The organism is Embleya sp. NBC_00896 (genome assembly GCF_045207785.1).
GTDB lineage: Bacteria > Actinomycetota > Actinomycetes > Streptomycetales > Streptomycetaceae > Embleya.
In genome coordinates this window covers 1,706,584-1,731,231 of record NZ_CP108777.1, presented here as the reverse complement: position 1 = coordinate 1,731,231, position 24,648 = coordinate 1,706,584, and the positions used below count along the sequence as shown (strand labels likewise).

22 protein-coding genes and 1 pseudogene are annotated in these 24,648 nt (G+C 70.6%); 14 read left to right on the top strand and 9 right to left on the bottom strand.

What is annotated here, in order from left to right; translation table 11 throughout:
• Positions 1-27: 27 nt before the first annotated feature.
• The gene (locus tag OG928_RS41140; protein WP_331767122.1) at positions 28-342 is read right to left on the bottom strand and encodes a GNAT family N-acetyltransferase; all 315 of its coding nucleotides are present in this window, start codon (positions 340-342) and stop codon (positions 28-30) included.
• 373 nt (positions 343-715) lie between these two features.
• Between OG928_RS41140 and OG928_RS41135 the strand changes: the two genes are divergently transcribed.
• Entirely contained in the window at positions 716-1,906 is a 1,191-nt protein-coding gene (locus OG928_RS41135) for an IS110 family transposase (protein WP_331767121.1), read from the top strand.
• Positions 1,907-1,914: 8 nt separating this feature from the next.
• Here OG928_RS41135 and OG928_RS41130 read toward each other — a convergent pair whose 3' ends face one another.
• Complete coding sequence (locus OG928_RS41130) at positions 1,915-2,745, bottom strand: oxidoreductase (protein WP_331767120.1); 831 nt, start codon at positions 2,743-2,745, stop codon at positions 1,915-1,917.
• 453 nt (positions 2,746-3,198) lie between these two features.
• On the opposite strand from OG928_RS41130, the gene OG928_RS41125 reads away from it, so the two are divergent.
• Positions 3,199-4,569, top strand: coding sequence for an MFS transporter (locus OG928_RS41125; protein ID WP_406291664.1), 1,371 nt, complete (start codon positions 3,199-3,201; stop codon positions 4,567-4,569).
• Positions 4,570-4,867: 298 nt separating this feature from the next.
• Here the strand turns inward: OG928_RS41125 and OG928_RS41120 are convergent, their stop codons facing one another.
• A complete protein-coding gene (locus tag OG928_RS41120; RefSeq protein ID WP_331767118.1) occupies positions 4,868-7,606 on the bottom strand; it encodes a tetratricopeptide repeat protein in 2,739 nt (912 codons plus the stop codon).
• Between the two features lie 632 nt (positions 7,607-8,238).
• Here OG928_RS41120 and OG928_RS41115 point away from each other — a divergent pair.
• Complete coding sequence (locus OG928_RS41115; RefSeq protein WP_331767117.1) at positions 8,239-9,360, top strand: hypothetical protein; 1,122 nt, start codon at positions 8,239-8,241, stop codon at positions 9,358-9,360.
• A gap of 63 nt (positions 9,361-9,423) precedes the next feature.
• On the opposite strand, the gene OG928_RS41110 is transcribed toward OG928_RS41115, so the two are convergent.
• A complete protein-coding gene (locus OG928_RS41110; RefSeq protein ID WP_331767116.1) occupies positions 9,424-9,897 on the bottom strand; it encodes a heme-binding protein in 474 nt (157 codons plus the stop codon).
• Between the two features lie 181 nt (positions 9,898-10,078).
• On the opposite strand from OG928_RS41110, the gene OG928_RS41105 reads away from it, so the two are divergent.
• Complete coding sequence (locus tag OG928_RS41105; RefSeq protein ID WP_331767115.1) at positions 10,079-10,447, top strand: cupin domain-containing protein; 369 nt, start codon at positions 10,079-10,081, stop codon at positions 10,445-10,447.
• A 67-nt stretch (positions 10,448-10,514) separates the two neighbouring features.
• Positions 10,515-11,300: pseudogene (locus OG928_RS41100) on the top strand (pyridoxal phosphate-dependent aminotransferase); the annotation flags it as partial.
• 183 nt (positions 11,301-11,483) lie between these two features.
• On the opposite strand, the gene OG928_RS41095 reads toward OG928_RS41100, so the two are convergent.
• Complete coding sequence (locus OG928_RS41095) at positions 11,484-13,484, bottom strand: ABC transporter ATP-binding protein (RefSeq protein WP_331767114.1); 2,001 nt, start codon at positions 13,482-13,484, stop codon at positions 11,484-11,486.
• Between the two features lie 236 nt (positions 13,485-13,720).
• Between OG928_RS41095 and OG928_RS41090 the strand changes: the two genes are divergently transcribed.
• A complete protein-coding gene (locus OG928_RS41090; RefSeq protein WP_331767113.1) occupies positions 13,721-15,049 on the top strand; it encodes an adenosylmethionine--8-amino-7-oxononanoate transaminase in 1,329 nt (442 codons plus the stop codon).
• Between the two features lie 466 nt (positions 15,050-15,515).
• On the opposite strand, the gene OG928_RS41085 is transcribed toward OG928_RS41090, so the two are convergent.
• Positions 15,516-16,079 (bottom strand): hypothetical protein, encoded by a 564-nt coding sequence (locus OG928_RS41085; protein WP_331767112.1) that lies wholly within the window; start codon positions 16,077-16,079, stop codon positions 15,516-15,518.
• Positions 16,080-16,278: 199 nt separating this feature from the next.
• Between OG928_RS41085 and OG928_RS41080 the strand changes: the two genes are divergently transcribed.
• A complete protein-coding gene (locus OG928_RS41080) occupies positions 16,279-16,893 on the top strand; it encodes a hypothetical protein (protein ID WP_331767111.1) in 615 nt (204 codons plus the stop codon).
• Positions 16,894-17,300: 407 nt separating this feature from the next.
• Here OG928_RS41080 and OG928_RS41075 read toward each other — a convergent pair whose 3' ends face one another.
• Positions 17,301-17,894 (bottom strand): XRE family transcriptional regulator, encoded by a 594-nt coding sequence (locus OG928_RS41075; RefSeq protein ID WP_331767110.1) that lies wholly within the window; start codon positions 17,892-17,894, stop codon positions 17,301-17,303.
• A 91-nt stretch (positions 17,895-17,985) separates the two neighbouring features.
• On the opposite strand from OG928_RS41075, the gene OG928_RS41070 reads away from it, so the two are divergent.
• The 3 genes from OG928_RS41070 (at position 17,986) to OG928_RS41060 (ending at position 19,875) form a co-directional block, all read left to right on the top strand.
• Positions 17,986-18,612 (top strand): class I SAM-dependent methyltransferase, encoded by a 627-nt coding sequence (locus tag OG928_RS41070; RefSeq protein ID WP_331767109.1) that lies wholly within the window; start codon positions 17,986-17,988, stop codon positions 18,610-18,612.
• Positions 18,613-18,647: 35 nt separating this feature from the next.
• The gene (locus OG928_RS41065; RefSeq protein ID WP_331767108.1) at positions 18,648-19,139 is read left to right on the top strand and encodes a DinB family protein; all 492 of its coding nucleotides are present in this window, start codon (positions 18,648-18,650) and stop codon (positions 19,137-19,139) included.
• A 64-nt stretch (positions 19,140-19,203) separates the two neighbouring features.
• Entirely contained in the window at positions 19,204-19,875 is a 672-nt protein-coding gene (locus OG928_RS41060; RefSeq protein ID WP_331767107.1) for a hypothetical protein, read from the top strand.
• Positions 19,876-19,884: 9 nt separating this feature from the next.
• On the opposite strand, the gene OG928_RS41055 is transcribed toward OG928_RS41060, so the two are convergent.
• A complete protein-coding gene (locus tag OG928_RS41055) occupies positions 19,885-20,625 on the bottom strand; it encodes a polyprenol monophosphomannose synthase (protein WP_331767106.1) in 741 nt (246 codons plus the stop codon).
• 236 nt (positions 20,626-20,861) lie between these two features.
• Between OG928_RS41055 and OG928_RS41050 the strand changes: the two genes are divergently transcribed.
• The 3 genes from OG928_RS41050 to OG928_RS41040 all read left to right on the top strand — a co-directional run bounded on the left by OG928_RS41050 (position 20,862) and on the right by OG928_RS41040 (position 22,401).
• Positions 20,862-21,689, top strand: coding sequence for a helix-turn-helix transcriptional regulator (locus tag OG928_RS41050; RefSeq protein ID WP_331767105.1), 828 nt, complete (start codon positions 20,862-20,864; stop codon positions 21,687-21,689).
• Complete coding sequence (locus OG928_RS41045) at positions 21,686-21,886, top strand: DUF397 domain-containing protein (RefSeq protein WP_331767104.1); 201 nt, start codon at positions 21,686-21,688, stop codon at positions 21,884-21,886. Before OG928_RS41050 ends, OG928_RS41045 begins: the two co-directional genes overlap by 4 nt.
• A 224-nt stretch (positions 21,887-22,110) precedes the next feature.
• Entirely contained in the window at positions 22,111-22,401 is a 291-nt protein-coding gene (locus OG928_RS41040) for a hypothetical protein (protein WP_331767103.1), read from the top strand.
• Positions 22,402-22,464: 63 nt separating this feature from the next.
• On the opposite strand, the gene OG928_RS41035 is transcribed toward OG928_RS41040, so the two are convergent.
• Positions 22,465-23,439 carry a helix-turn-helix domain-containing protein gene (locus tag OG928_RS41035; RefSeq protein WP_331767102.1) on the bottom strand — a complete coding sequence of 325 codons (975 nt, stop codon included), beginning with the start codon at positions 23,437-23,439 and terminating at the stop codon, positions 22,465-22,467.
• Between the two features lie 184 nt (positions 23,440-23,623).
• Here OG928_RS41035 and OG928_RS41030 point away from each other — a divergent pair, with 184 nt between their 5' ends.
• Complete coding sequence (locus tag OG928_RS41030) at positions 23,624-24,544, top strand: NADP-dependent oxidoreductase (RefSeq protein WP_331767101.1); 921 nt, start codon at positions 23,624-23,626, stop codon at positions 24,542-24,544.
• Positions 24,545-24,648: the final 104 nt, after the last annotated feature.

Below are 24,648 nucleotides of genomic sequence, written 5' to 3'. Positions count from 1 at the left end.
CCGCAACGGGCCGGGTCCGGGGTCTCGTCAGAGGCCCAGGGGCGCGCGGTGCTGCTCGGGGACCAGGTCGAGGTATTCCGGGTGCTTGCGCATCCAGGCGCGCAGGTAGTCGCAGTTGGGTACGACCCCGAGCCCGCGCTCGCGCGCCGCGTCGAGGGCGCCCCGGACCAGGACGCCGGCCAGGCCGTGGCCCTCGAAGCGCCGGTCGACCTCGGTGTGGATGAAGGCGATCTCGTCGTCACCGAGAAAGTACTCGGCGTAGCCCGCGAGTTCGCCGGCGTCGACGCCGGCGAAGATCTCGTAGCGGGACTGCTCCGGGTTGTCGATGACACGCGCTTGCATGCTGCCTCCTGGGTCACGGCCGGGACTGGCGGCCCGGCTTCTCACCGTACCGGCCGGCCGGACCGTGCCCGGGATCCGGGGCGTGACCTGCGCGTTCCGGGTCGGGCGGCGGCTGTCGTGTCCGGTCGCGCTCGGCGCTCAGGCGTCCCTACCTTGTTGATGGGCAGGGCGAGCCATTCGTAGGGTTCTCCCACCCAGGGGTGCCGGGTGTGGCTTTCAGGCGTCTGCCGATCGTGGCTTTGTTCGATTTGCCGCCCGGCACCCCGCGACGACTCGGCCGCTGATTAGGAACTGCGATTCGGTCGCTGTGTAGGGACTCGACGGCGAGGTCGTCTGCGGGACAACACGAACCGACAGACTTGCGGAGGCGCTTGTGGCGAGGATCTGGGCCGGGGTGGACGCGGGGAAGACCCACCACCACTGCGTGGCGATCGACGAGAACGGCAAGCGGCTGCTCTCGCGCCGGGTCGCCAACGACGAGCCGGTTCTGCTGGACCTGCTCGGCGACGTCCTCGCCCTCGGCGGCGAGGTCGTCTGGGCGGTGGACCTGGCGGACGGTGCCGCCGGCCTGCTCATCGCGGTGCTGGTCAACCACGAGCAAGACCTCCTCTACATCCCCGGCCGGGTGGTCAACCGAGCGGCGGACGGCTACCGGGGCGAGGGCAAGACCGACGCGAAGGACGCGGCGATCATCGCCGACCAGGCCCGCGTCCGCCGCGACCTGCACCCGCTGCGACCCGGCGACGAGCTCACCGTCGAGCTCGGGCTGCTCACCGCCCATCGCATGGATCTCGCCGCCGACCGCACCCGTGCGATCAACCGCCTGCGCGCCCTGCTGACCGGCGTATTCCCTTCCCTGGAAAGGGAGTTGGACCTGACCAACATCGGACCGTTGGTTCTTCTGACGGGCTATCAGACCCCGGTGGCGATCCGCCGCACGGGTGCCCGGCGGCTGGAGACCTGGCTGCGCAACCGCAAGGTGCGCGGCGCCGCGCGGCTCGCCGCCGACGCCGTCGCGGCGGCCGAGCGCCAACACACCGCGGTACCGGGCGAGAAGGTGACCGCGCATCTGGTGCACACGCTCGCGAAGGAGGTGATGGCCCTCAACGCGCGGATCGCCGAGACCGACAAGCTCGTCGAGGGCCGGTTTCGCGGGCACGAACACGCCGCCGTGATCGCGAGCATGCCAGGAATCGGACCGCTCCTCGGCGCCGAGTTCCTCGCCGCCACGGGCGGCGACATGACCGCGTTCGCCACCCCCGACCGCCTCGCCGCCTTCGCCGGAGTCGCCCCGGCCCCGCGCGACTCCGGCAAGGTCAGCGGCAACCTGCACCGCCCCCGGAGATACAACAGGCGCCTCCAACGCGTCTTCTACACCTCCGCGTTGATCAGCATCCGCTGCTGCGAGGAGTCCCGCCGGTTCTACGACCGCAAGCGAGCCGAGGGCAAACGACACACCCAGGCCGTCCTCGCGCTCGCCCGCCGCCGCGTCAACGTCCTGTGGGCCCTGCTGCGTGACGGACGGTGCTACCAGCCCACACCGCCCGTCACACTCGCCGCTTGACAAGAAGATTAGGAATCGAACGTGGTGTCGCGGCCGACCTTCTCCCACGTAGCGATCTCGGCCCGTACCCCGTCGAGGTGGCCGAGTACCGCGTCGATCGCGTCGGCGCCCAAGGGGAGCCGCAGCGGCGTCACCTCGGCATCAAGGGCGGCGATGACCGCGGCCGCCGCCTTCGCGGGGTCGCCGGGCTGCTGCCCGTCCGCGGCGCCGATCATCTGCCGGGTCGTGCCCACGGCGGTGTCGGCGTACGCGTCGATCTCCGCGCTCGCGCTGATGCCGCCGAACAGGCCGGTACGGAACGCACCGGGCTCCACCACGAGCACCTTGATGCCGAACGACCTCACCTCGTCGGCGAGCGCCTCGGACATGCCCTCCAGGGCGAACTTCGTGCCGCTGTAGGCGGAGAAGCCCGCGAACGACATCTGCCCACCCATGCTGCTGAGTTGCACGATCGCACCGGACCGCCGGGCCCGCATGTGCGGCAGCACGGCCCGCACGAGCGCGGCCGGCCCGAACACGTGCACCTCGAACAGCGACCGCAGTTCCGCGTCCGAAGTCTCCTCCATCGCACCCACGTGCGAACGCCCGGCGTTGTTGACCAACACGTCGACGCGGCCGTGTCGGGCGATCAGGTCGGCCACCACGGTCTCGATCCCACCGGCGTCGGTGACATCCAGACGTACGGCTTCGACCCGCTCGGGATGCGCGGCCACCAGATCATCCAACGTCTCGGGCCGCCGCGCGGTGGCCACAACGATGTCCCCCGCGGCGACAGCGGCCTCCGCGAACGCCAGCCCAAATCCACTGTTGGCTCCGGTGATCAGCCAAACCTTGCTCATCGAGTCCCCCTCGCAGTCGGCCCCGCCGGTCCGGCGAAGCCCTCGACAAGATCCTGACCCGACACCCGTCCACCCGTCCAAGACCGGCCCTCATAGCCAACGGTTATCAACCACCGGGAACGCGCCCGACCGGGAGCCGTGGCCCCGGGATCGCCGAACGGATGCCGGACGGATGCCGAATGGCCATAGTTGACGGTCCGTCAGATCGCTCGTAGAGTCCGCGAAGTGGGACTTCCCGAAGCGGATTCGGGCAGGTCGGAGCGGGTTTTCGGGTGCCTGGGAACGGGGCCGGTCGGCCCGGGAACGGGGCCGGTCCGCCTGGCGGCGGTGTGGTCGGAGGACGGGGCGGGCGTGCGGCGACGGCGGAGCGGGAGCGGCCGGGCGGAGCGCGGTGCCGCGAGTGGACAGCCGGCCGTACACGGTTCCGACGGTGCGCGCCCGACCGCCGCGGAGGTGCGGTCGCATCGGGCGATCATGGTCGCGCTGATGCTGTCCGCGATGGCCTACTCCCAGTTGCAGGCCATGGTCGGGCCGGCGTTGCCCACCCTTCAGCACGAGTTCCGGGTCGAGACCAGTGACCTCGCCTGGCTGATGAACGGGTTCATCCTCTCCGCCGCGGTGGCCACGCCGGTCGCCGGGCGGCTGGGGGACATGTTCGGGCGGCGGCGGGTGTTGCTGATCGCGCTCGTGTTGCTCGCGGTGGGTACCGCGCTGTGCGGACTCGCGCAGTCGTTGCCGACGATGATCGTGGGGCGGGTGGTGGCCGGGCTCGGCGGCGCGGTGTTCCCGTTGTCGTTCGCGATCGTGCGGGAGAGTCTGCCGCGGGCACGGGTGGGGCCGGCGATCGGGCTGCTGTCGGCGCTGGTGGGCGTCGGCGGCGGGGCGGGCATCGTGGTGGCCGGCCCGATCATCGAACACCTCTCGTATCACTGGCTGTTCTGGCTTCCGCTGGGGCTGATCGCCGCCGCCCTCGCGGCCACCCTCGCGTGGGTGCCGAGCGGGGGCGAACGCGTCCCCGGCCGCGTGGACTGGGTCGGCGCGCTGCTGCTGTCCGGCGCGCTGGTGGGCCTGCTGCTCGCGTTGGCCCGCGGCGGCACCTGGGGCTGGACCTCGCCGCGGGTCGGCGCGTCGGCGGCCGTCGCCGCGGTGCTCGGCGCGATCTGGGCCCGACAGGCGACCCGGACCGCCGACCCGCTGATCGACCTGCACACGATGCGCCTGCGCGCGGTGTGGACCGCGAACGCGACCGCGATCCTGTGCGGCGTCACGATGTCCACGAGCATGTTCCTGCTGCCGCAGATGGGCGCCCAACCACGCGATACCGGCTTCGGGCTCGGCATGGACATCACTCGGGCGGGCCTGCTGATCCTGCCCCAGTCGTTCACGATCCTGCTCGCCGGTGTGGTCGGCGGCCGGGCCTGCGGGCGGTACGGCTCCCGCGCCGTCCTGATGGTCGGCGCGGCGGCCGGCGGCGCGGGCCTGGGCATGCTCGCGCTGCTGCACCACGCGCCGTGGCAGGCGTTCATCAGCAGCGCCGTGGTCGGCCTCGGCACCGGGCTCGTCCAAACCGCCATGGGCAATCTCGTCGTGGACGCCGTACCCGCGACCCAGACCGCCGCCGCGGCCGGCACCAACACCGTCGCGCGCAACATCGGGATGACCCTGGGCGCCCAGCAGGCCGCGTCGATCCTGGCCCTGGGCGGCCCCGTCGGCACCCCGGACACGGTCGCGTGGTTCAACGCGGCGCTGGCCGTCGGCGCGGTCTCGGCGGTGCTCGGGCTGGCCGTGGCATACCTGGCACCAAGACGCCCGGTCGCCACGTAATCCCATTCCCGGTCGCGGTAACGGCCGCGGCCGCCATCAAGGCCTGGCGAGGGCCGGCCACACGCTGCGACAAACCCTCGCCAGTTACCTTGCGGGACCGCACCTCCGCGGCGCCGTCATCCGGATCCGCAGCCTTCAACCACCCAATCATTGGAACCACGAACGCGCCCTGGAAGCCTCGGAGCCCCGGCAGACTCCTGGGCCCGCGCTGAGGCCCCGGACACCTCCGGATCAGGTCCTCACCCCGGGCGCACGTCGGCGCCATGCCCCCGACGGGGTGGGCTTTCCGCATTACCGGTCAGAGCGTCGGAGCCTCTCCAGCCTCCACCGCGTGGCCGAGCACAAGGCAGACTCGCTCGAGTGCGGAAGCGGCGTCGGGGACCCCCGCGTCGAAGGCCCGACGGAAGAGCGGCAGCGCTTCCTCGTGCCGACCGGCCTTCTCGTACAAGCGGCCGAGGTTGTTCATGGCACGGGTGTTGCCGGCGTCGACGGCACGAAGGTACTGCTCCTTGGCCTCCGCAGTACGCCCGGCCTTGTCACACAGGACGCCGAGGTTGTTCATGGCACCGGCATGGCCGGCGTCGGCCGCGCGACGGTACTGCTCCTCCGCCTCCGCGATACGCCCGGCCTCTCTGCAAAGGATGCCGAGGTTGAACATGGCATCGGTGTCGCCGGCGTCGGCGGCACGAAGGAACAACTCCTCGGCCTCCGCGGTACGCCCGGCCTCTTTGAACAGGATGGCGAGGTTGTGCGTGGCACTGGTGTGGCCCGCGGCCGAAGCGCGGCGGTATGCCTCCTCGGCCTCCGCGGTACGCCCGGCCTGTTCGCACAGGAGGCCGAGGTTGTACATGGCACTGGCATGGCCGGCGTCGGCCGCGCGGCGGTACTGCTCCTCCGCCTCCGCGATACGCCCGGCCTCCTTGAACAGGACACCGAGGTTGACCATGGCATCGGTGTCGCCGGCGTCGACCGCGCGGCGGTACTGCTTCTCGGCTTCCGCGATCCGGCCGCCCTCCAGGTACAGCCTGCCGAGCATGCGCATGGCTCGCGTGTCCCCGGCGTCGGCGACAGGAGGGAGCAGCTCCTCGACTTCCGCGGTACGCCCGGCCTCTTTGAGCAGGATGGCGAGGTTGTGCGTGGCACTGGTGTCGCCCGCGGCCGAAGCGCGGCGGTAAGCCTCCTCGGCCTCCGCAGTACGACCGGCCTCGTCGTACAGAAGACCGAGGGCGAACGTGGCACCAGTATGGCCCGCGGCCGAAGCGCGGCGGTAAGCCTCCTCGGCTTCCGCAGTACGCCCGGACTCGTCGTACAGAATACCGAGGTTGTGCATCGAACCGGCGTGATCGGCGTCGGCGGCGCGGCGGTAGAACTCCTCAGCTTCCGCGAGCCGCCCCGCCCTTTTGCACAGGAGGCCGAGGCTGTACATGGCTTCGGAGGTGCCCGCGTCTGCGGCGCGGCGGTAAGCCTCCTCGGCCTCCGCGAGCCGCCCCGCCCTTTTGTACAGGAGGCCGAGGTTGTACATGGCTTTAGGATTGCCCGCGTCTGCGGCGCGGCGGTAAGCCTCCTCGGCCTCCGCAGTACGACCGGCCTCGTCGTACAGAACAGCGAGGTTGAGCGTGGCATCGGTATCGCCCGCAGCCGCAGCACGGCGGTAGACCTCCTCGGCTTCCGCAGTACGACCGGCCTCTTTGAACATGGCACCGAGGTTGTGCATCGAACCGGCGTAATCGGCGTCGGCGGCGCGGTGGTAGAACTCCTCAGCTTCCGCGAGCCGCCCCGCCTGTTGATCCAGCAAGCCGAGGACGATCATGGCTCTGGGGTCACCCGCGTCGGCCGCGCGGCGGTACTGCTCCTCGGCTTCCGCGGTCCGCCCCGCTTTCGCGTCCAGAAGGCCCAGGTTGTACATCGCTGCCGGGTAATCCGCGTCGGCAGCGCGGCGGTAGGACTCCTCGGCCTCCACAGTCCGCCCCGCGAACTCGTACAGAATCCCCAAGTTGTTCATCGCTGCGGGGTAATCCGCGTCGGCAGCGCGGCGGTAGAGCTCCTCGGCCTCCACAGTCCGCCCCGCGGACTCGTACAGAATCCCCAAGTTGTACATCGCTGCCGGGTAATCCGCATCGGCGGCGCGGCGGTAGAGCTCCTCGGCCTCCACAGTCCGCCCCGCGGACTCGTACAGAATCCCCAGGTTGTACATCGCTGCCGGGTAATCCGCATCGGCGGCGCGGCGGTAGAACTCCTCGGCTTCCGCGATCCGCCCCGCCTCCGCGTCCAGAAGGCCCAGGTTGTACATCGCTGCCGGGTAATCCGCATCGGCGGCGCGGCAGTAGAGCTCCTCGGCCTCCACAGTCCGCCCCGCGGACTCGTACAGAATCCCCAGGTTGTTCATCGCTGCCGGGTAATCCGCGTCGGCAGCGCGGCGGTAGGACTCCTCGGCCTCCACAGTCCGCCCCGCGGACTCGTACAGACGCCCCAGGTTGTTCATCGCTTTGAGGTAACCCGCGTCGGCGGCGCGGCGGAGGAGCTCCTCGGCTTCCGCAGTCCGCCCCGCGTCCGCGTGCACAACCCCCAGGTTGTTCATCGCTGCGGGGTAATCTGCGGCGGCGGCGCGGCGGTAGAGCTCCTCGGCCTCCACCGTCCGCCCCGCGTTGTCGTACAGAAGCCCCAGGTTGTTCATCGCTCGGGGGTAACCCGCGTCGGCGGCACGGCGGTAGCCCTCCTCGGCTTCGGCACGCCTTTCGGGATCGCTGTACAGATCACCGAGGTTGGTCGTTGCCCGATCGTGACCGTCGTCCACGAGCGGCCGGTACAACGCCTCGGCCTCATCGGGACGCCCATGGCCCTGCAACCAAGATGCAAGGTCGCAGACCTTGTCGGCATCGCCGCCCTGTGCCGCACGACGGAGCTGTTCCTCGTCCGTGCGGTCGGTTGTCCGCGCCTCATCCTTGAGTCGGCGCAGCGCCGCGGTGTACGCGATGTCGTCGGTCGCCGCCAGCTTGCGGGCCGCGCGCTTCAGTTCGTTGGATCCGTATCTCGTCACAGCTCATCCATCCCGGCGGCTACCCCACGCCTCCGCCAGCGATTACCCAGAGCTGGGAGAAGGCCTCCACCGCGGGCCCTTCGAGCCTTGGCCGACAGTGCCGCCCCTGGCGTGGGCAGGGGATGGCAACGGCGATCGGCCTGCGCGTCCGGCCGAAGGCCAGATTAGCGCGGTTTCCCCGCCGATTCGTAGCCGCAACTGCCAGTGTGCGTGAAATGGCCAATCGCCCGCGCAGAAAGAGAATCTGCCCGGGTGCCCAGAACTGGCCCCACCGGGCCGCAGATTGCAGAGAAGGGGATCGACCAGCTCACCGTTCGGGACAGACACGGACGTCGGGTTATCTCGCCAACTCATACCGTGATCACACATGGCCGAATATCCCTCCCGAAGCCCGCTTGGTTGACGAACGGCCCTATATGGAAGGGAAATTGCCGGTTCCTGCCCGAGCAGCGATCGTTTGGCCGGTCCAGCGGTCGGGCGCCCCTCGCGCCCGACCGGGCCGGACCGACCGAGCGGGCCCGTGTGCGCTGTGAACACCACCGCCGGAACGATTCACCGGCTCGATCACGGTCTTCATACTTTGGCCAACTATCGTCCTGTCAAAGAAAGTTCGCGCGCGGTTGACTCCATGCATGGCAACCACACTCGCGCCCGAGAGCCCTGTGCGGCCGGACCAGCCGGGTCACTACAACATCGGAACCATCGAGTTCCCGTTCTGGACCGGCGGCCCCGGATTCACGTTGGCCAAGATCAGTTACCCGGCGGAGCACGACGGCTGGATGGCCCCGGCCGACAAGACCGAGGACTCGTACCCGTCCATCGTCGTCGCGCCGGCGACCTGGACCGGCTCCAACATGTACGACTGGTTCACCGACTACGTGGTGCGGCACGGGTACATCGTCTTCCGCTACTTCCCGGAGAACATCCTCGCGCTCGACCCGCACGTGCACGCGGACACCATCAGCGATGCCATCGACAAGCTGATCGACATCGACGACGACCGGTTCAACCCGCTGCGCGGGCTGATCGACAAGAACGCGTTCGCGGCGGTCGGCGTCTCGCTCGGCGGTGCCGGCGCGCTGCTGGCGGCGGCCCGCGACAAGCGGATCCGGGCCGTCGTCGGACTCGCCCCGGGTCGCAACGTCAAGGAGGTGGACCTCTACGAGCGGATCGACACCGAGGTTCGCGGCGTCGCCACGCCGACCCTGATCGTGTCCGGGCAGAACGACAAGATCTCGCCCGGATCGGGCATCCACTACCTCAACCTGGTGCCGAAGGGATACAAGGCGTACGTCGAGATCTCCGGCGGCAACCACGTCCAGTTCCTCGACCCGAGCGACATGGACATCCACCTGCCCGGGCTGCCCCGGGACGGCAAGCCCGGGATCAGCTTCGCCGAGCAGCACGCCATCACCAACGTGCACGCGACCGCGTTCCTGCACGCCGCGCTCAAGGGGTACGGCTACTGCGAGTCGCACGTGTCCGGCGAGGACGCGGCGATGGCGCTCAAGAACGGGCGGCTCTCCGACCTGCGTTCGGAGACCGGACCGCTGCCGCTGCCGTTCCCGGCGGCCACGGGCGGCGTACTGGGCGCGGCCGCCGCGGCGGTGCCGGCCGCGGCGTCCGGCAACGTGCTCGGCGCGGTGACCACGGTCGCCTCGGCGGTGGTGCTGCGCGTGAACGGCCTGGTCCGGGACGCGGCCCGGGGTGTGGATCGGCTGACGACCGCGCTGGAGAAGCGGATCGTCGAGTAGCCCGGACGGGCAAGGCAGGACGGGCCAGGGCAGGGCGGGGCAGGGCGGGGCAAGGCGGCAAGATCACGCGGGACCGTCCGCCCCGCCCTGGTCCACCTCGACGCTGAACAACCACGCTGCGGCCTCGGCGAGTTCGTCCTCGAGCTCCGCCGCGTCCCCACTGACGCCGACCCCGCCGACCGGCCGGCCGGCCACCAGCAGCGGGTAGCCGCCGCGCCCGAGATACCAACTCCCCTGCTGGACGAAGCTCTGCGCGAACACCGGTCGATCACGCATGACGTTTTCCATCGCGGCGGTGGCCCGCCCGAACTCCGCCGCCGTACGCGCCTTCGCCGCCGCCAGATCCGCGCTGAACCGCAGCGCGCCGTCCATCCGCTCGAACGCGACCAGTACACCGGCGCCGTCCACGACCGCGACACTGACCGCGCGCCCGGCCGCCGACGCCGCGTCCACCACCCCTCCCACGATCCCCCGCGCGCCGGCCACCCCCACGTCGTGGCCCGCCACGAGGTGCCCGTCGCTGTCGCGGTTCGCCATCACTGCCTCCGGTTCGCCCGTGCCGCACATACCCGACCCCGCCGCGCGGAGCCGTCCCAAGAGTGCCGCAGCGCGCCGACGGGCGATACCGTGCGCCGGGCGCCGATAACGGATTCGCCCATTCGGTGCCGTTCGTCGCGGTGCGCGTTTCCGGGTTCCGGCCGGTGTCGACCCTGTATCCATGAACGAAGCCGTGCTCGTGCCCGCCGGTGCCGACCTCGTCGGAGCCCAGGGGGTCAGGATCAGCGAACGGGTGTCCGCCGCGACGGTCGGCGCGGGACGTCTGTGCGGCTTCTTCGCCGAACTCGGGCCCGGCGAGCACACGGCGGTCCACCACCACGACGGCGAGGAGACCATCGTGCTGCTCACCGCGGGCAGCTGCGATGTCTTCTCCGGCAAGGCCCTGACCCACCGCGTGCATATGCGCGTCGGCGACGTCGTGTTCATCCCGTCGGGCTGTGTCCACCGGGTGGAGGCCGGGCCGGAGGGCTTCACCGTCTTCGAGGTGCGGTCGGGCCACGTGGACCGAACGGTCGTCCTCACGCCGTGACGTCGCGCCCTTCCTGAAGCCCCGAACCGACGCACCGACCCCGCGCACCATCCGTCAGTGATGCACCATCAGCAGCACGGCCTTGTTGGTGACTTCGCGTCCCCGCCACGTACCGAGCACCGCGACCGCCCACGGCTGGGCCACCGACCCCGAGCAACTCGCCGCGGCGGTCGGCCCGAACACCGCCGCCGTCCTGGTGATGGCCCCGGCGATGCCCACCGGCGCCCTCCTCGACGGCACCCACTGGGACGCGCTGGCCCGCGCCGTCGAAGCACACGACTGCTGGGTGATCTACGACGCGGCGATGGAACGCATCCGCTTCGACGGCAAGGCCCCCGAGCACCCGGCCGCGCACCCCGGCCTCGCCGACCGCACGATCACCGTCGGCTCGGCGTCCAAGGAACTCCGCCTGATCGGCTGGCGGGTGGGCTGGGTGATCGGCCCCGCCGAGATCGTCGCCGACGTCAAGCTGGTCGGCGTCACCAACGTGGTCTGCCAGGTGGGTATCGCCCAACACGCCGTCGCCGCCGCGCTGTCCCACCCGGACGCGGACGCCGACGTCGCCGCCGCGACCGCGATCTGGCGCGACCGCTGCGAGGCGATCCTCACCCACCTCGCCGACTACCCGTGTATCCGCCCGCACGGCGGCTGGTCCCTCCTGATCGACACCACCGCCCTGGGCCTGACCCCCGAGGCCGCGTCCGAACGACTCTTCCGGCTCGGGAGGGTGGCCGCGACCCCGATGAACGGATGGGGCCCACAGGGTGCTTCGCACCTGCGCCTGGTCTTCGCCAACGAGCCCGCGAACCGCCTCACCGACCTCCGCGCCCGCTTCGCCACCGCCTTCGGCTGACCGGCCGCCCTGACGCTCCCCGCCCCTACCTCCACCCCCGCACCCGCACCCGCTTCGCCCCCGCCCCGCCTCCGCCTCCGCCTCCGGTGAGCATGCCGGCGAACACGGATCCGCCTGCCGCCGATCCGTCCGCGCGTGAGCGCCGGAGCCGGAGTCGGGGGCGTCCCGTCACCCCCGGCTGCCCTATTCGAGGGTGGCCTCCGCGTGGGGTGCCGCCGGCGGTTTCGCCCGGGGTGTCCGGCGAGCGGCCGTGTACTGCTCCGACTGGATCGTGAACATGGCCGCGTAGATGCCGTGTTGGATGCTCATCAGGTCGTCGTGACTGCCGCTCTCCACCACGCGCCCGGCGTCGAGGACGTAGATGTGGTCGGCGTGCCGGACCGAGGCCATCCGGTGGGTGATCAGGACCACGGTGTGCCCCTCGCCGGCGAGCGCGCGGATCCGGTCGTACGCGGCGACCTCGGCTTCCGGGTCGAGCGCGGACGTCGGCTCGTCGAACAGCAACAGCGTGGCCTGGCGCCATCGGGCGCGAGCGTCGGCGATCCGTTGCCACTGGCCGCCGGAGAGGCCCACCCCACCCTCGAACTCACGACCGAGCAACGTCGCCCAGCCGTTGGGCAGTTCCGCCAACACGCCGGTCGCGTCCGCACTCGCGGCGACGTCGGCGAGGTCGAGGTCGTCGGCGGGCCGTCGCGGCCGGCCCACCCGCACGTTGGTGCCGGCTGTGAACGGCCACTGCGCGAAGTCCTGTGGAATCAGCGCGACATGGTGCTGAAGCGCGGCGGGGGCGAGTTCGGCGGTGTCCACCCCGTCCCACAGGATCCGGCCCGCCTGCGGCTCGTACAGCCGACTGAGCAGCTTCGCCAGGGTGCTCTTGCCCGAGCCGTTGCGGCCGACGAAGGCCACGATGCTGCCCGCCGGGATGCGCAGATCCACGTCCCGCACGGCCGGGGTGTCCCGGCCCGGGTAGGTGAAGGTGAGGCCCTGCGCCTCGATCAGGGCGGGTGGGCGGTCGACGTCGCCGCCGCCCACGGGAATCGCGTGCGCCTCGGCCTGCGCGCAGACCCGGAGCAGGTCGTTGTAGTGCAGGGCCTTTTGATAGAGCTGGGTGACGTACAGGACGACCTGGCGCAGACCCGCGGTGCCGGTCCGGATCGCGAGCGCGGCCGTACCGGCCGTGGACAGCGGAACCCGGCCGGAGGTGAGCAACCATCCGAGCGCGCCGTAGGTGAGTGCGGCGGCCATCCCGGACAGCGCGGACGCGGCCAGGTTGGTGCCGGCCTCGGCCCGGGCCAGCCGGGTCTGTTCCGCCTCGGAGGCCCGCGCGAGCGCGACGAAGTGGTCGAGCAGGTAGTCGCCCACGCCGTGCACGCGCACCTCCTGCCCGTTCTCCTTGGCCGTCATCAGGTTGGTGAGCAGGTCCTGTTGGCGCTCGTTGTCCAGCCAGCCCTGGATCGACCGGTACGCGCGGCGCGCGGTGCGCAGGGTGCCGACGGCCTGGGGTACGACGATCAGCGCGAGCAACGGCAGCAGCAGGGGATGCAGCACGGTCAGCACCGTGCCCGCCGCCGCGAGCGAGAGGAGGGCGTTCACGACGGCCACACTGTTGCCCACCATGTAGCGCGCGGCGTCGGTGCCCAACGTGGCCGAGCGCAGCAGCGACCGGAACTCGGGGTCCTCCAGGGTGGCCATCTCGACCCGGACCACCCGTTCCAACAACCGTACATCGGCCGCCCGTTCGACCTGTGGCTCGAGCCGACCGGTCAGCACCGTCGAGGCGGCCGCCAGGCCCGCGCCCAGTACGCCCATCAGCCCGACGAACAGCAGTGCGGGCAGTGCGGCGCGGACCCGGGACGGGGTCGGGCCGCCGGCGAGCAACTCGACCAGGACCTGGTTGGTGGCGACCAGGCCGAACGCCGCCGTCAGCCCTTGGCCGATCTCGGCGACGGCGACCGCGACGAGCGCGAACGGGTCCACCGCCCAGGCCAGGCGCACCGATTGCCCGACGAGGTGCGGCAGGCGACGCGCGACACCGGGCAGGGACATCCTGGCGCCGGCGTCCCGATGTCGATCCCAGGCCGAATCGTCGTACTTCAAACGCGCTCCGAACAGCTCCGCCGTGGAGGCGTCACCGGCCGCGACGGCGTGCGCGGCCATTTGCCGGCGACGTGCCCCGCGCCTCATCGGGCCACCTGCCGGCCCCCGAAGCAAGGTGCGCTGTAGGGACGTTGGAACTGCGGATCCGCGGGCAAGCGGGACCACCCCTGTTCATGACATGGATGGTGACAGGACGTGCGCCACCGGCCGGACCATACCCACCGAATCCCCCCGGACCCGCGTGCGGCGATACAAAGAGCGGCTCGTGATCTTGTCGGCCGCCCACATTGGCCGCACGGTCTCGCCAGGTGAGGCTGTAGGTCATGACCACCCCCGTTCCCCGCACTCCCCTCGCCCCTCTCGATCCCGGACAACTTCTGGACCTCGACCGCGACCATGTGTGGCACCCCTACGCCCCGATGCCCGGCACGACCCGGCCCCTGCTCGTCGAGTCGGCCGCCGGCGTACGGCTGACGCTCGCCGAACCGGTGCATGGTCGAAGCGAGTTGATCGACGGAATGTCGTCGTGGTGGGCGGCCGTGCACGGATACGCCCATCCGGTCATCGACGCCGCGATCCGGGACCAGTTGGGCCGGATGAGCCACGTGATGTTCGGCGGACTGACCCACGAGCCCGCGATCCGGCTGGCCCGCACGCTCGTGGAGATCACCCCGGAACCGCTACGGCACGTGTTCTTCGCCGACTCCGGATCGGTGTCGGTGGAGGTGGCGATGAAGATGTGCCTGCAGTACTGGCGTTCGCGGGGCCGCGGGGCCAAGCGCCGGCTGCTGACCTGGCGTGGCGGCTATCACGGCGATACGTGGCACCCCATGTCGGTGTGCGACCCCGAGGGCGGGATGCATCAGTTGTGGGAGGGGGCGTTGGCCGAACAGGTCTTCGCCGACGCGCCGCCGCGCGAGTTCGAACCCGCCTACGTCGAGCACCTCGACGAGTTGCTCTCCCGGCACGCCGACGAGGTGGCCGCGGTGATCGTCGAGCCGATCGTCCAGAACGCCGGCGGAATGCGCTTCCACTCCCCGCGCTACCTGAGCGCGCTGCGCGAACTCACCACCAAGCACGACGTACTGCTGGTCTTCGACGAGATCGCCACCGGCTTCGGACGCACCGGCGAGCTGTTCGCGGCCGACCACGCCGGGGTCAGCCCAGACGTGTTGTGCGTGGGCAAGGCGCTGACCGGCGGCTACCTCACGATGGCCGCGACGCTGTGCACCGAGCGGGTGGCCGCCGGAATCGCCTCGGGCGACGTCCCCGTACTCGCCCACGGCCCCACGTTCATGGGCAACCCCCTGGCGGCAGCCGCCGCCAACGCCTCGCTCGGCCTGCTCCTCGACGGCGACTGGCGCGCCGACGTCAAACGCATCGAGTCCCACCTCACCACCGGCCTGGCCCCGGCCCGCACCCTCCCAGGCGTCCGCGACGTCCGCGTCCTCGGCGCAATCGGCGTAATCCAACTGGACCACGAGGTCCACATCCCCACCGCCACCCGCACCGCGATCGAACACGGCGTCTGGCTACGCCCGTTCCGCGACCTCATCTACACGATGCCCCCATACATCTCCACCACCGCCGACCTGACCCAAATCACCACAGCAGCCATCGCCGCAGCCACACCAACCCAACCAATCACCTGACCAACAGCCACCACCCCAAAAACCCCACCAACCCCAGCCCAACCACCGCGTGAGGCCACCAACCCACGGACCCCACCAACCCCAGCCCAACCGCCGCATGAGGCCACCAACCCACAGACCCCACCAACCCCCAGCCCGTCCGGCGCTTGAGGACAGCAGGCCGCAGGCCGCCCACCCCGACAGATGCCACCCAAGCCCGCCCGGCACTTGAGGACACCACCCCACAACCCCAGCCCGTCCGGCGCTTGAGGACAGCAGGCCGCAGGCCGCCCACCCCGGCAGAGGCCACCCAAGCCCGCCCGGCACTTGAGGACACCACCCCACAACCCCAGCCCGTCCGGCGCTTGAGGACAGCAGGCCGCAGGCCGCCCACCCCGGCAGAGGCCACCCAAGCCCGTCCGGCGCTTGAGGACACCACCTCGCAGGACGCACCAACTCCAGCCCGTCCGGCGCTTGAGGACAACACTCAGCGCCCCGGCCCACCCCGAACCACGCGCAACCGCACCCGCTCCGCCCCCAACCCACCAACCAGCACCCGAGCCATCGCATCCACAGACCCCGCCCCCTCCAAAAGCAGCCGGGATATCCCCACCTCGTCCTCGACCCGATCCGCACGATCAGGATCCCCGGTGACCTCAAAGAGCACCCGTACATAGTCGATCAACGCATGCTCCTCCGCCGTCAGGCCCCCCTCACCCCACGCCTCACCCGCCGGATGCCCCCTGCGCAACGCGGCCCCCGCAACAACCGCACCGGCAAGCCTCCCCTCCCGCTCCGCCGCAACCGCACGCGCGGCCCACGCGCGCGGGCTCTGCCGGCGCCGGAAAGCGAGCCGGTGATCGGCCGGGGCGAACCCGCCACGCCCCGCACGCACGGCGTCGACATGCGCACGCATCCCGTCGACCGTCGGGCCGTCGACCCACTCCACGCCCCACGCCGCGATGCCGTCGACGACGAACGCGACCTCGATGCCCGCGATCCGGGTCAACTCCTGACCGAGTCCGAACCCTCGGATGCTGCGGTCGCCCACCGTCGTCTCCCTCGGATCGGCCCGCCATACGACTGGACATGATTCGACGGCGCAAGCATATTCGTTAATCAGATTTGTATTTGCCGGCTTCTCTTCGCGTAGATTCCCGCATCTGCTGCTCCAACCTTCCGGCTATGATCGCGCGACGGCGTACGCGTGGTCCGAGACGAAGGGGCGTCGACGATGCGGGACTTGGACGATGCGGGACTTGGCGGGGATCGCGCTGCGCTGGATGGCGGAAGCGCGGCCGGCCGTGCTGGTCCGCCCGGTCACCGAAGAGGGCTTCGGGCCGCGCCACCCGCACGACGCGCTGTTGCTCGACGGCCGCGGAGACCGCGGCGACCGCGCGGGTGAACTGTACCGGGGCGTGTTCGACGCGCACTTCCTCGCCGAGGTGGTCCGGATGCCCGCCGACGGCACGTCCCGGATCTGCGAGGTCGCCGTACACGGCCACGAGGCGGCCGAGGCCGGTCTGACCTGCGGCGGCCAGACGGAGGTACTGCTCCTGCCACTCGCCGCCATCCCCCAGCGCTGGTGGTCGCTGCTCGCCGGCGGCCGCGGCGCCGCACTGATCACCAGCCCCATCGAGGCAGGCACCCGCGCCACGTCGACCGTGACCACCACGGCCGACCGCACCGAATCGGCGACCACCACCCCACCCCCGCCCGACACCTCCGCCGCCACCTGGGCCGCCACCCCCGCCGAAACCGCCTTGGCCGTCTGCGGCGAAATCCTCGCCGCCCTCGACTCCCGCACGGCCCGCCCCCTTCGCGACACCGCAGGCCCGATCAACACCGTCGACACCAACCCCTGACACCGACACCCGACACCACCGACCACGCCGCGGACACGGCACACCCTGGGGAGCGCGACTTCGCGTGCCCGGCAACCCGGCCCGCGCATCGCGGAACACCGCGCTTGGGAACCGGCGCGCGCCCACGTGTTGTCGACTCGACCCACCTCACGTGAGGCCTTGGCCCCCGCGGCAGCCGGACGATTCGCCGCCGCCGCAGGCTTTACGCCCCTCACCGGGAGGCAGTTCCAGTCGTTCCAGGATCGAACCGGTCACGATCGAGCGGATCGCGGAGTCGGGCCGGCATCCCGCCAACCGGTGCCGCAGCGCGAACCGTAGTCCGGCCCGGCAGCGGTTTTGTCCCGTGCCGTAGCGCGTCACCCGCAAGCCCGCAGCCGGCCACCGCGGGTCAGCCTCGTCCATGTGGGCTATGTCTTCGCCCGAGGCGTGCGGCCGGCATGCACGTGGGCGCGCGCGCCCTGCATGTCGAACAGGACGAGAAGTTCCACCGCTCCGCCATCCGCGCTTCGCAGCCAATGCGGCAAAGAGGTGTCGAACTCGGCGGCATCGTCCGCTTTCACCGTCAGGTCACGCTCGCCGACCACCAGTCGCAGAGTGCCGTTGAGTACGTACAGCCACTCGAAGCCCTCGTGAGTCTGCAATGTCGGTTCGAGTGGCTCCGGCCGTGCCGGAATGATCATCTTGAAGGCTTGTGTTCCGCCCGGCCGCCGGAACAGGGGTACGAACGTCATCCCGAACCGCCGGATCGGCTTCAGGTGGATTCGGGGGTCGCCGGCGCGCGGGGCGCCCACGAGATCGTCCAGCGGGACGTCATAGGCATCGGACAGACGCAGCAGCAGTTCAAGGGTTGCCCGGCGCCGGCCGCTCTCCAGGCGGGACAGAGTGCTTTCGGACACTCCGGTGGTCACGGACAGATCAGCGAGGGTGATATCGCGCGCGTGCCGAAGCGCACGCAGTCGCGGTCCGACCGCGTCAAGCACGTCTTCCATTGCAGAGTCCATGTGACCAGCTTGCCAAAACGGCAAGGATCGGCGCCACCTTGTGACCCGTCGGCTGAGACTGGCCACACGGAAACAGAGGGGAAGGAACCCAATGGAGCGCTCCGACGCGGCAACGTACTGGGACAAGGTGTACGCAGAGCGGCCCGCGTCCGCTGACCCGCAGCCGAACGACCGTCTCGTCGAGACAGTCACCGCACTGCCCCCAGGGGACGCGCTGGACCTCGGATGCGGTGGCGGCGGCGACGCGCTGTGGCTCGCGTCCCGGGGCTGGCGGGTCACCGCCCTCGACGTCTCGGCGGTGGCGACCACGCGGCTCGCCCGGCAGGCCCGCTCGCGCGGCCTGAGCGATCGGATCACCGCCAGGCAGCACGACGCGAGCGCCTCGCTGCCCGGACTGCGATTCGATCTGGTTACCGCCCACTACTTCCACACCCCCTACGCGCAAGACAGGACCGCCATCCTCCGGTCCGCCGCCCACCTGCTGCGTCCGGGCGGACGGCTCCTGGTTGTCGATCACGGATCGACAGCGCCGTGGTCGTGGAATCAGGACGCGGACCTGCGGTATCCGACTCCTCAAGAGGTCGCGGCACCGATGTGCCTCTCCCCTGCCGAGTGGACAGTCGAACGCGCAGACACGCCACGCCGGATGGCGGTCGGCCCCGACGGGCGCACCGCCGAGGTCGTCGACCACGTCCTGCTCATCCGCCGGACCGCGTGATACCGCCCCGACAAGCGCCACACAAGGAGAACGCCGTGCCCACAGCCTCCCGCCGCAATGACACCCCGCCGCCCCGCACCGCGAACAGCGAGGCCGACGTCCTGCGCGGATTCCTCGACTACCTGCGTGCCTCGGTCGCCACGAAAGTCGACGGAGCCGCAGAACCTCGGGTCCGGACACCGGCAGTGCCCTCGGGCACGAGCCTGCTCGGCCTGCTCAACCATCTGATCGCCGTGGAGAACGTGACGTTTCTCGGCGAGAAGGTCACCGACTGGCAGGCGACATTCCGGCCTGCCCCTCAGGACAGCGTCGCCGACGTCGTCGCTCGCTACCGGGCAACCGTCGACCGCGCGAACAAGGTTCTCGACGAATGCACCGATCTCGGCGCGCCACTCCCCCGGCCGGGGCGTTCAGGCCCGTCGCCGAGCATTCGCTGGGCACTTACCCACATGATCGAGGAAACCGGTCGCCACGCGGGTCACGCAGACATCCTCCGCGAACTCGCCGACGGCAGCACCGGGCGCTGAGCCTCAGTGACTCAAGGCGCCCTGCGGCGCGGTGGGCGCCGGCATCCGCGCTACCGTTTCCGTCATGTCCCGATCCATCGCATCCGAGCGCTCCCCCGTCACCGCGGACGACCTCGACCGCGCCGTCCAACTCGCCGTCGCCACGCTCCGGGAGGCGCCTGCCGCCGCCTGGGAGAGCAAGGCCGGCTCACTGACCTGGGACTGCTGGGAGACCGTCGAGCACCTCAGCGACGACCTCTTCGCGTACGCCGTCCAGCTGGGCCCCCGGACACCACCGTTGACGGGCAACGTCCCCTATGTGTGGGCGAGCCGTCGGCCGGGCGGTCCCTCGAACGCCGTGCACGCCGACCACGCGGCGGGCCCCGCCGGGCTGTTGCAGGTGTTGGAGGCCAGCGGCGCGCTGCTGGTCGCGATGGTGCGCACGTCGCCGGCGGACGTCCGCGCCTATCACAGCCACGGGGTGTCCGACCCGGAGGGCTTCGCGGCGATGGGGGTCGTGGAGACCCTCGTACACACCCACGACCTGGCCGAGGGGCTCGGGCTCGGCTGGACGCCACCCGCCGACCTCTGCGCCCGCGTGCTCGCCCGGCTGTTCCCGGACGCGCCTTCGGCCACCGACCCCTGGCCCACCCTGCTGTGGGCCACCGGCCGCGCCGAACTGCCCGGGCACCCGCGGCTCACCACGTGGCGCTGGTACGGCGCGCCCCTCGCCGAACAGCCCGCCGCCGAGGGCTAGTGCCGCGCCCTAACGGCGGCGCTTGGACAACAGCAACCGCCAGGGCAGCGCGAGCCCTTCGAGCTTGACCTGCATCGACATCTTGGACGAGCCGGCGGCCCGCTCGGAGAACACGATCGGGATCTCGCGGATCCGGGCGTCGAGGTGCCGGGCCCGCCACTTCATCTCCACCTGGAAGGCATAGCCGTTGGAGCGGATGGTGGACAGGTCGACCTTGCCGAGCGTGTCCGCCCGCCACGCGACGAACCCGGCCGTCGCGTCCTTCAATCCCAGGCCCAGCAGCACCGAGACGTAGAGGTTCGCACCCCGGGACAGCAGCCGACGCGGCCACGGCCAGTCCGCGTCCAACTCGCCGCCCTCGGCGTACCGGGAGCCGATCACCACCTCGGCACCGGCGTCCAACGTGGCCACCATGCGCGGCACGGCCTCGGCGGGATGGGACAGGTCGGCGTCCATCTGTACGACGATGTCGCAGCCCAGGTCGAGGGCGGTCTGCATGCCCACCACGTACGCCCGGCCGAGTCCGTCCTTACTGGTGCGACGAACCACGTGCACCCGCCGACCGTCCGGCCAGTCCGCGCCGGCCTGCTCGGCCAGGTCCGCCGTACCGTCCGGACTCCCGTCGTCCACCACGACCACCACCAGATCGGGCAGTGGCAGCTCAGCCAGCCGACGCAACGCCTCACCGATCGTGGCGGCCTCGTTGTACGTGGGCACCACAACGCCCACTCGCGCGCGAACAACTTCCATCGCCGCCTGATCCTCCCCGTCGACCATCACAGCGAACGATGATCACACGCCGCGACGCCTCCCGCACCCGCCCACGCCCTGAGGAGTCGCAAATCTCGAACGAATCGGATCATTCCGCCACAAGGACAGCACCCGCGGGGATAGCGTCGACTACGCCTCCGGCGTGGCGGGGGCGCCGCGGGAGATTGGCGGTGGCCGGGCACCGACACTCCATGACCGGTTGTGGAGGGAGAGTCGTGTCCGTACGACGTGTGCAACAGATGCCGACAGCTTCGTGGCTACTCGGGTATCTCGGCCGCGAGATCCGGGTCCGCCGTGAACTCGGCGGCCTCACTCAAGCCGACTTGGGTGAACGTACCTACTGTTCACCGAAATTGATCAGTGCCATCGAATCCGGTGTGCGCGTTCCCCAACCCGCGTTCATCAGCCTGGCCGATTCGGCGCTCGCCGCCGACCACGCCCTCGTGCGGCTCTGGCAGGAGATGACGGACGGCAGGGTGACCACGCCCTTCCAGTGGTACTTGCGTCTGGAGGAACAAGCCACGCGGGTCTGCCATTTCGAACCCCAGCTGATTCCGGGTCTACTACAGATCGAACGCTACGCCCGGGCCTCGTACGAGATGCACCAGCCCCCGTTGTCCAAGGAGCGCATCGACGAGCTGGTCGAGAGGCGGATCGCTCGGCAGGACGTCCTGACGCGGGAGGACGCGCCGGAGGTCTGGATGATCGTGGACGAGGCGGTCTTCGGGCGTTGGCCGAGTGACCACCACGTCGTCAAACCGCAGCTTGAGCACATGCTCGCAGCGAGCAAGTTGCCGAACCTGACCTTGCAGGTCGTTCCCTTCGTGCAAGGCCACTACTCGGCGATGCAGGGCGTCATGACGCTGCTGGCGTTCGAGGATGGGGACGACTGTGGATATGTCGAACCGGTGTCAGGTGGTCAGATCATCTACGATCCGACAACGGTCGCAACCATGCGGCGCAGGTACGATCTACTTCGGGCGGAAGCTCTGCCGCCCGCTGCGTCCGCACGTCTGATCCACTCGCTGCTGGAGGACTTGTGACCAACATCCGTTACAGCCAGGCGCCTTGGCGCAAGTCGTCATACAGCAGCAACGCCGAAGAGAGCACCTGCGTAGAGGCCGCCCCCCTCCCCCGCACCGTCGCCGTACGGGACAGCAAGCTCGCTCGCAGCCCCATCCACGAGTACGGCACCGCGTCGTGGGCGGCGTTCCTCGGGGCACTCAAGTCCCAAGCCTGACCGCCGACAACGCCCAACTCCCGGCCGACGCCGCCCCGTTCGCGGCGGCGTCGGCCGTTTCGCCGCCGGTCCCATGATCGACGAACGCCCTTGCCTGCACCGGGCGTTCGGCGTTCGAGCGGGCGGGTTACGGGTCGGCCGCGATCGGGGAGTCGTTCGGATTCGTTTCCGCCGGGTGGGTGAAGGGCGGCCTGGGCTCGGTGTCGTCGGGCTGAGGGGGCCGTATGGGAGACGCCGAAATCGCTTGTGGATGCGCCGACTTCGGGCAGATCCCCGGGGCGATCGCCCAGTGGTGGATGAATGCCCTGGCGTGGATCGGAATCGCGGCCGTGGTCTTGCTCGCGGCCGGGATCGTGTCGATCTGGGCGGGCGGCCCCGTACTGGGACTGCTCGACCGCCTACGAGGCGTCGAGGACGAACCCCTCGACGACGAGATCGACGACCCCGAAGCCCTCCTGTCCTTCTTCACCTGGCACGACCCCGAACCCGATCCCGACCCGGATTCCCGCCCCTGACCGGCGCGAGCGTGAACGCGCCGGTCGCTACAGCCTCGCCCTGCCCTGCCCGGTGCGGTGCCGTCACCGCTGGGGAGTACCGGCGGTGGCGTCGGCCCGCTGCCTGTGGAAGGTACGACGGTAGGCGTCAGGGGGCACGCCGACGGTGCGGTTGAAATGTCGGCGAAGCGTCGTCGCCGTGCCCATGCCGGTGGCCTCTGCGATGGCGTCCACGCTGTCGTCCGTGGTCTCCAGAAGCTCCTGGGCGCGGTGGATCCGCTGGGTCAGCAACCATTGCAGCGGAGTGGTGCCCGTCATCGACCTGAAGTGCCGGCCGAGGTGGCGCGAGCTCATGTTCGCCCGGCGGGCCAGATCCTCCACCGTCAACGGTTGATCCAGCCGTTGGGCCGCCCAGGCGAGCAGCTCGCTGAGGGGATGGTCGTGCTGTTCGGGTACCGGGGTGGCGACGAACTGGGCCTGGCCTCCGGGCCGGTGCGGCGGTACGACCAGCCTCCGGGCGACCGCGTTGGCGACCGCCGAGCCGTGGTCGCGACGGACCAGGTGCAGGCACAGGTCCATCGCGGCGGCCTTGCCGGCGGAGGTGAGCACGCTGCCGTTGTCGACGTAGAGGACGTCCGGGTCGACCTCGACCTGCGGATAGCGGGTGGCCAGCGCTTCGGCGTGTGCCCAATGCGTGGTGGCGCGCCGTCCCTCCAGCAGACCGGCGGCGGCCAGTACGAAAGCGCCCGTGCAGAGGGAGGCCACCCTCGCACCGGCCTCGTGAGCTGTCCGAACGGCGTCGACGAGGTCCGCCGGTGGGTCCACGTCGACGTCGGCCCACCCGGGGACGATCACGGTGTCGGCCAGCGCGAGCCGGTCGAGTCCCCAGTCGGGCTCCAGGAGGAAGCGGCCATCGGCCCGCACGGTGCCCGCCCCGCAGATGACAAGCTCGTACCAGACTTCGACCGGAACCGGCGGGGCGGAGCCGAAGAGCTCGTACGCCAAGGCCAGTTCGAAGTGCAGGATCCCGTCCGCGACGGCTATCGCAACTGTGCTCACGTCCGGAATTGTATGCGTCATGTCGTTCCGGACGCTCGCGCGGGGATCCGGGCGGCCGTCACGATGTCCGGGTGGACCTTTCGGCCAGGGGAGAGCCGATGGGAACGGGTCGTACGGCGACGGACTTCGGCATGCACGGGCACACGGGGCCGTTATGGGATCTGCGTTGTGGGAGAGAAGTGACATGCGCGCTATCAGTCAGGACGTATTGGGCGGTCCCGGGGTGCTCAAGGAGGTCGAGCTGGAGCGGCCGGTGCCCGGCCCGAGCGAGGTGCTGGTCAAGGTGCACGCGGCAGGCGTCAACCCGACCGACTGGATACACCGGGCCACGGGCCTGATCCTGGGCGAGCCGCCGTTCGTGCTCGGATGGGACGTGTCGGGCGTCGTGGAGGCGGTCGGCCTGGGGGTGACGATCCATCGACCGGGCGACGAGGTGTTCGGCATGCTGAAGTACCCGTACGGGAACGGGTCGCACGCCGAGTACGTGGTTTCGGCGGCCCGCCACCTGGTGCGCAAGCCCGCGAACCTCGACCACGTGCAGGCCGCGGCGCTTCCCCTGGCCGCGATCACCGCCTGGCAAGCCCTGGTGGACACCGCGGACCTCCAGGAGGGGCGGCGGGTGTTGATCCATGCCGCGGCGGGCGGGGTCGGTCATCTGGCCGTACAGATCGCCAAGGCGCGCGGCGCGTACGTCATCGGCACCGCCCGCGCGCCCAAGCACGACTTCGTCCGCGGGCTGGGCGCCGACGAGGTGATCGACTACACGACGACCGACTTCGCCGAGGCCGTGCGGGACGTGGACGTCGTGCTGGACGGCGTCGGCGGCGAATACGGGCCGCGCTCGCTGCCGACCCTGCGCAAGGGCGGCGTCCTCGTCTCGATCGTGAACCACGTCAGGGATCTGGATGTCGAGCGGTACGGGGTCCGGGCCGAGGAGATGCTCGTCGAGGCCGACCACGCGTCCATGAGGCAGGTCGCGGCGGCGGCCGAGGCGGGGCGGCTGCGCGCCGCGATCGACTCGGTGTTCCCGCTGGCGGACGCGGCCAGGGCACACGAGCGCGGGGAGACCGGCCGGGTCACGGGCAAGATCGTCCTGACGGTCTGATCCACGACCCCCGGTTCGCGGGGATGGGCCGAGGGCGCATCTCGGCCGGCCGACGGCCGACCCGGTGGCGCATTCATGGCGCCACGATGGCTCGTCATGGCGTC